This window comes from Bacillus sp. 5w2, assembly GCF_054353775.1.
Window position 1 is genome coordinate 239,686 of sequence record NZ_JBTIWT010000004.1, and the last position, 6,262, is coordinate 245,947.

Annotated in this window: 11 protein-coding genes; 9 read left to right on the forward strand and 2 right to left on the reverse strand. The window is 33.5% G+C overall.

Features of this window, described 5'->3' with window-relative positions; genetic code table 11:
* Positions 1-2: 2 nt before the first annotated feature.
* The 3 genes from ACXY7N_RS11005 (at position 3) to ACXY7N_RS11015 (ending at position 1,193) form a co-directional block, all read left to right on the forward strand.
* Positions 3-695: a hypothetical protein gene (locus ACXY7N_RS11005; RefSeq protein WP_016135044.1), complete on the forward strand. Its 693-nt coding sequence runs from the start codon at positions 3-5 to the stop codon at positions 693-695.
* Positions 696-889: 194 nt separating this feature from the next.
* On the forward strand, positions 890-1,015 hold the full coding sequence (locus ACXY7N_RS11010) for a hypothetical protein (RefSeq protein WP_255290063.1): 126 nt from the start codon (positions 890-892) through the stop codon (positions 1,013-1,015).
* 7 nt (positions 1,016-1,022) lie between these two features.
* Positions 1,023-1,193, forward strand: a complete 171-nt coding sequence (locus ACXY7N_RS11015) for a hypothetical protein (protein WP_223272450.1) — start codon at positions 1,023-1,025, stop codon at positions 1,191-1,193.
* A gap of 66 nt (positions 1,194-1,259) precedes the next feature.
* Here ACXY7N_RS11015 and ACXY7N_RS11020 read toward each other — a convergent pair whose 3' ends face one another.
* The gene (locus ACXY7N_RS11020) at positions 1,260-1,481 is read right to left on the reverse strand and encodes a hypothetical protein (protein ID WP_016135043.1); all 222 of its coding nucleotides are present in this window, start codon (positions 1,479-1,481) and stop codon (positions 1,260-1,262) included.
* 18 nt (positions 1,482-1,499) lie between these two features.
* Positions 1,500-1,697, reverse strand: a complete 198-nt coding sequence (locus tag ACXY7N_RS11025) for a hypothetical protein (RefSeq protein ID WP_082181434.1) — start codon at positions 1,695-1,697, stop codon at positions 1,500-1,502.
* 144 nt (positions 1,698-1,841) lie between these two features.
* On the opposite strand from ACXY7N_RS11025, the gene ACXY7N_RS11030 reads away from it, so the two are divergent.
* The 6 genes from ACXY7N_RS11030 to ACXY7N_RS11055 all read left to right on the forward strand — a co-directional run.
* Complete coding sequence (locus tag ACXY7N_RS11030; RefSeq protein WP_088084033.1) at positions 1,842-2,474, forward strand: LysE family translocator; 633 nt, start codon at positions 1,842-1,844, stop codon at positions 2,472-2,474.
* Between the two features lie 183 nt (positions 2,475-2,657).
* Entirely contained in the window at positions 2,658-3,257 is a 600-nt protein-coding gene (locus ACXY7N_RS11035) for a TetR/AcrR family transcriptional regulator (RefSeq protein ID WP_098486117.1), read from the forward strand.
* Positions 3,258-3,261: 4 nt separating this feature from the next.
* A complete protein-coding gene (locus ACXY7N_RS11040; protein ID WP_088084031.1) occupies positions 3,262-3,807 on the forward strand; it encodes a hypothetical protein in 546 nt (181 codons plus the stop codon).
* Between the two features lie 271 nt (positions 3,808-4,078).
* Entirely contained in the window at positions 4,079-4,246 is a 168-nt protein-coding gene (locus ACXY7N_RS11045; protein WP_170959992.1) for a hypothetical protein, read from the forward strand.
* Between the two features lie 141 nt (positions 4,247-4,387).
* The gene (gene sigI, locus ACXY7N_RS11050; RefSeq protein WP_016086973.1) at positions 4,388-5,110 is read left to right on the forward strand and encodes an RNA polymerase sigma factor SigI; all 723 of its coding nucleotides are present in this window, start codon (positions 4,388-4,390) and stop codon (positions 5,108-5,110) included.
* The coding region (locus tag ACXY7N_RS11055) for an anti-sigma factor domain-containing protein (RefSeq protein ID WP_488592401.1) at positions 5,103-6,262 on the forward strand (1,160 nt) is incomplete at its 3' end. The genes sigI and ACXY7N_RS11055, both read left to right, overlap by 8 nt.

Below are 6,262 nucleotides of genomic sequence, written 5' to 3' on the forward strand. Positions count from 1 at the left end.
TAGTGTCTAAATTTACACAACAGGACCAAAAGGATTTTAAAAAAAATCTGCTTTATAAAAAAGATAAGAAATTTGTTGAATTTATCGTGGATAGTTATGTACATACCAAGGAGTTTTCTAATGATACTGATAGTTTATCTAATAAGGATAAATTAATGGAGTTAGAAAAAAAGGATTTAAAGTATGTGAAAGCAAGAATAGAAAGTTTATCTGAGTACCATGATCCACTTAAAATGGATTCAATGATTCTACCAGCTGTTACGGTTTTATTTTCTGTACTTGCAACTGGATTTTTCGTTAATGCAAAGATGATTAATGGATCTACTAATTCTATGCAGGTTAGTGGATTTACCGTAACAGGTTTCTGGATTTTTACAATCATAACTTTTATTCTTTTCGTATTGAGACCTGGGAAAAAGAAGCATAGTAAGATTATTTTTTTTAGTAAACTGGTTGACATATGTATTGAAGAGAAAGAACAGAAAAAAGAGCAAGAAGAAAAGAGAAGAGAGCAGAAAGAGAAAGAACAGAAAGAGCAGGAAAAGAGAAGAGAGCAGACAGAAAAAGAAGAGAAAGAAAAGCAGCGAAAAGATAGTGATTATAAGCTAGTACGTTTATACCTTGAAAAATTAGCTATGCAAGAAGAAATGAAGGAAGTAAAAAGAAGCAGAAGAAAAAGATATAGAAAAAGATGATTCGGTAAAAAGCGCCTATTTAGGTGCTTTTTTTTGTACAAAACAAACGGACTCAATAAACGAAAAAACAGCGATGTATGAGAGTTGTATTTCGTTACATTGCATTTAATTTAAAATAAAATGTGAAACTTTTCAAAAGTAGCTATTTTTATTTTGTATAATAAATTTTAGGCGAATTGAAAGGGGATGTTGATGTGAAGAAAATAAAACGTGGTACTGAACCTTATTTTGAGACATTAGGCGGACGAAATGAAATCTATATAGTTGTTGGACATAAAGATGGAATTGAATACCTTTTGGTGAAGGATTCAAAACGTTAAAGCAAGGATGTTCAACAAGAAATACGCTCATGATAATCCAGAATGGCTAAGTGAAAATGAATATATAAGCGAACTTAATGTGAAAGATAAAAGAGAAAACGCTAAGAATCGTTGGCACGGAAATGCAACCGAAACAGCTTATAGTAAATATACCGATTTTAAAGATTGGAACAAATAAAAGTAGCGAATCCGCTTCTTTTTATTTTACATAGAAAAAAGGAAACCATAAAGGATTCCTTTTACATTACGCTGTCTTATAAATTTTATTTTTAATCCTATTTTTAGTATCCATAAATGCAGCGTATGTAGCTATAGCACCACCTAAATAATAGACTTGAAATTTGTGGTCAAAAGCTAATCCTATAATGAAATTGTAGCTGTATATAAAGCAAGTTATACCGAACAACCATAACATGAACTTTAAATCTTTTAAGCTCAATCTATAATTCTTAATTCTTTTCCACATATGTATCAACTCCTATTGTCATGAGGTTCTGTAGTTTTTCTTTTTAAAATCGCGCATGTTGAGGATAAAGAATAAAAGGAAGATAACAGCTGCGATGCCATTAATCCAGTAGTATGTGCGCCCTGTTGTGAATCCGTTATAGAAGGAATAGACATTCCAAATTATAAGAAGTACTGAACAGACAGTAGAGATCATTAATGAGCTAAAACTTCTCATGGTTTTCACCTCGATTCAAAATGTTAAAACTTATTTATAATTTTACATTCAAATAATTAGATTTACAAGGATAGGATGTAATAAAATGATTTAAAGAAATTTCCGTGAAAATTATTTAGAAGAACTTGATAAGGGGGAAGGTTTATGGTCAGCTGGAGTACTTTGATAGCTTTTGCAATTGTTTCGCTTAGCATGGTTTGTTCACCTGGGCCTAATATGATTTATCTCATTTCCCGTTCCATTACGCAGGGACGTATGGCAGGATTTATTTCTTTATTGGGCATCATGCTCGGATTTGTCATTTATATAATCGCAACTATGTTTGGACTTACAGTTCTATTCCTTGCTGTTCCTGCTGTCTATGAAGCAGTAAAATGGGCAGGTGCTGCTTACTTACTCTGGCTAGCTTGGAATTCGATTAAACCGGGTGCTACATCTATTATGGCACCTCGTACGATTCCTAATGAGCCACCACGGAAATTATTTTTGAGGGGACTTATGACTAATCTTCTAAATCCAAAGATTGCTATTTTGTATGTGTCACTTTTACCTCAATTTGAAGATCCTGAGAAGGGATCGTTGCTTCTTCAAGGTGCAGTTTTAGGCCTTACGCAAATCACTGTTAGTTTTATAGTTAACCTTTTAATCGTATTTACAGCAAGTAAAATTGCAAAATGGTTTGGCACACGCCCAACGTGGCTACGAGTGCAGCGTTGGCTTATGGCAAGTGTCTTGACGGGGCTTGCTGTACGTCTTGCTTTTGAACGTAGACAGTAAGAGTATCTAAAAAATTTGAAGATTTTTTTTAATGTAACGGCAGAAATGCCGTCTTTTTTTATTTTAGGGGAATTTTATTTTGCATTGCTTGATAGCACTATAAAACCTAAAACAATATGATCATATTGTTTTAGGTACTTTTTTTATAATACGATCATATTATAAAAAGGGAGGAGGATATGAATGCCTAAAATAGTTGATCACATACAAAGGAAGAATCAAATCGCCACTGCTACTTGGCGTGTAATATTAGAAAAAGGTATTGATAAAGCTTCCATACAGCAAATCGCTGATGAAGCAAACATTTCGGTCGGGCTTGTTCAGCATCATTTTTCGTCTAAAAATGAATTAATTCATTATGCGATGAATTTAGTGTTGAATCGAATGAAAGAACGGGCAAATACGCGTACAAATGAATTTAAAGGAACGAAAGAAGAAGCACTTAGAAGATTAATGAAGTTTATTATTCCTATTAATAAAGAAGAAATGTTGGAAGGAAGGGTTTGGATTACATTTCTCGGTATATCCTTTAGTTCCCCGGAGCTTATTGAACTTCGGAAGAAAATGGATCACCATACGAGGTATCTTATGGGAATGATCCTAGATTTAATGATGGAGCTAGGCTACGTCAAACCAGGGTATAATAGAGAGTTTGAATTGGAGATACTGTACGGATTTATCGATGGGCTAGTAATTCATGTTCTTCAAACACCAGAATCATATTCAGAAGAAAAAGTAAATCAGCTTATTGAGTATTATTTAAAAGGAAAAAAGAGGGATTGATCGCATGAATAAAGTTTTTATTATTATTCTTGTAGTCGTTATCGTATTGATCATTAGGCAGCTTATCCCAAAGAAAGTAGATAGTTTTGATCTTCTTGGTATACCAATCATGGCTATCATTAGAACTTATATGGGTCTTCCAAATAAATTGGACTTTATAATAACAATTGAATTAATAAGCTTGCTTATATTAGGAGCGATAGTTGGTTTTTGGCAAGTTAAGAGAGTAAAAGTTTTTCATCATAATAATCAATTATGTAGTGTTGGTGGCTATTCGTATATTATTGGATGGATTATTATGCTTTTAGGGAGGATTGTAATTTTATTATTATTCAACCTTAATTCCCTCGTATCGACATTTCATGACGGGCAGGAACAATTTACAAGTGAAATAATTAAAGTTCTTTCTCATGCTGGAGATTGGTTAATATGGTCTACGATTCTTGCATCTTCCATCATGTATACGGTTACTTTATATAAGGATCACACGGACATCCAGAAATTTATACATGCTCGTTTTAAAGAAATACAACAACGGATAAAATATTAATTTAACTAATACGAATTGTAAAAGCATGTATTTGTTATAGAGCTGCCGACTATACCTATCAACTTAATAAAAAACGTTATTCTTTCTAATAGTTTAGCTTGTTTAGAAAGAATAACGTTTTTTATTTTTGAAATAAATATATATTTTATAAAAAAATATTTTTTGACCCCCATAAAACTATGTATTCCTCCGAATATATATAGTGAAAAAATAAATAGAAGAAAAATGACTATGAAAGAATATCGAAGTATTAATAAAATTACTAGATTAAGTGGGGCATCCGAAAGACAAGGATGAAATTACCAATCATATAGAGAAGAGTTATTCAAGGATTGCAGATAAAATAGAAAAAGAGCAAGCAAAACAAGCGAAAGAAAATAAGAAAGTAGATAAAAATAAAAACTTAACTTTAGTGCCGAGAGAAAAGGAAAATCATTAAGAAAACGTTGAAAAAGTTAGACTCGAAAAATATAACTAACAGCAAGAAGACAACCCAAATGAAAAGTACTAACAAAATGTGGTTAAATGGTCACTTGTTTAGTGGCCTTTTTGTTATTTGAAGGAGGCTGGGAGATTACTAGTGTTGAGTTTAGTAATGAAGATCCTAAGAAAACCGAAAATAGAAGATATCGTATATAACATACAAAACAACGGAGGAGATAAGGAAGCATTTATCGTACAGTATCAGCCTTTTATTAGAAAATCAATATCGTCTGTCTGTCGCCGATATATTACAGAACAGGATGATGAATATAGTATTGGACTGTTTGCGTTTAACGAAGCAATTGAACAGTATTCATATAAAAAAGGGAAATCTTTTCTAGCGTTTGCTGATCTTCTTATAAAAAGAGATGTAATTGACTATATACGCAAGGAGTCTAAGCATAACTTTGTCTTTTTAAAAGAAGATGAGCAAGAGGAAATGTTAGAAATGCAAGTATCGCTTACGGAGTATATGAAAGAGATGGAAAATAGTAACCGTAAGGAAGAAATTCTTCATTTTCAAAGTGTGTTAGCTGAGTTTAAAATCACATTTTCAGAGCTTGCGAAAGAATCTCCTAAGCATCGTGACACGCGTGAGCACTTAATAGAAATTGTAAAGATGATTATAAAAGAAGCTGAAATGATGGAAGAGCTGTTCCGAAAGAAAAAATTACCCCTAAAACATATTGAACCACGTGTTAGGGTAAGTCGTAAAACGTTGGAGCGACATAGAAAATACATTATTGCAATGTGTATTATCTTTGCAAACAACTATACATATATTCTTGATTACATAAGAGGGGAAAAGCATGATGAATAAAGGAATTGTGATGGATATAAAAAAGCATAACGTAGTTGTATTAACTCCAAATGGAGAGTTTATTATGTTTAAAAGAAAAGCGCACTCTTACATGATTGGGGAGGAAATCTCGTTTGATGAAGAAGAACAAAGGTCACCGCGTTTTACAATGCCGCCTTTTTTAAAGCCTGCATCAATACTTGTTGCTTGTTTTCTATGTGTGCTCCTGTTTTTCTACAACCAACCGGAAGAAAAAGCTTTTGCTTACGTTTCAGTTGATATAAATCCAAGTTTAGAGGCGAGCGTAACGAAGGATCTTCGTGTTATAGATTTGCGGGCTTGTAATGATGATGGAAGGCGTATTTTAAAAGAATTGAAGCAATGGGAAAATAAACAATTGCAAGACGTAATACGTACGATTATAAAGCAAAGTCAAGAGGATAAATATTTAACGAATGATAAGCAAGTTATGCTAACAGCTGTTGCAAAGGACAAGTCGTTAGAACCGCAGTTGGAAAAGGCTATGCAGGAATTAAAGAAAGAGTATGAGATAAAACATATTACAGTCGAATATCAAAGCAGTACGATGCAAATGCGGGAGGATGCCAAGAAAGCAGGAGTTGGAACAGGCGTTTATATAAAACAAGAGAATGAGAAGGAAAAATCGCTTACGCCACCTGCACCGCCGTCTCATCAAGAACAACAAAAGTCATCTTCTGACGCATCTTCTGTAAAAGAAGAAAGCAACGAGAAGGGAGAGTATATAGAACAAAAGCAATCTAAGGAACAACAACCGAAGCAAATAAAAGAAAATAATAGAAATCAGCAAGAGAACAACGGAAGAGGATCGCAGCAAGGAAATAATCGAAATCAGCAAGAGAATAATGGTAGAGGGTCTCAAGGAAATAATGGACATAATCAAGAGAACAACGGAAGAGGTTCCCAAGGAAATAATGGGAATCAGCAAGGGAATAATGGTAGAGGGTCTCAAGGAAATAATGGAAATAATCAAGAGAACAACGGAAGAGGTTCCCAAGGAAATAATGGGAATCAGCAAGAGAATAATGGTAGAGGGTCTCAAGGGAATAATGGGCATCAGCAAGAAAACAATGGTAGAGGGTCTCAAGGGAATAATGGGCATCAGCAAGAAAACAATGGTAGAGGATCGCAAGG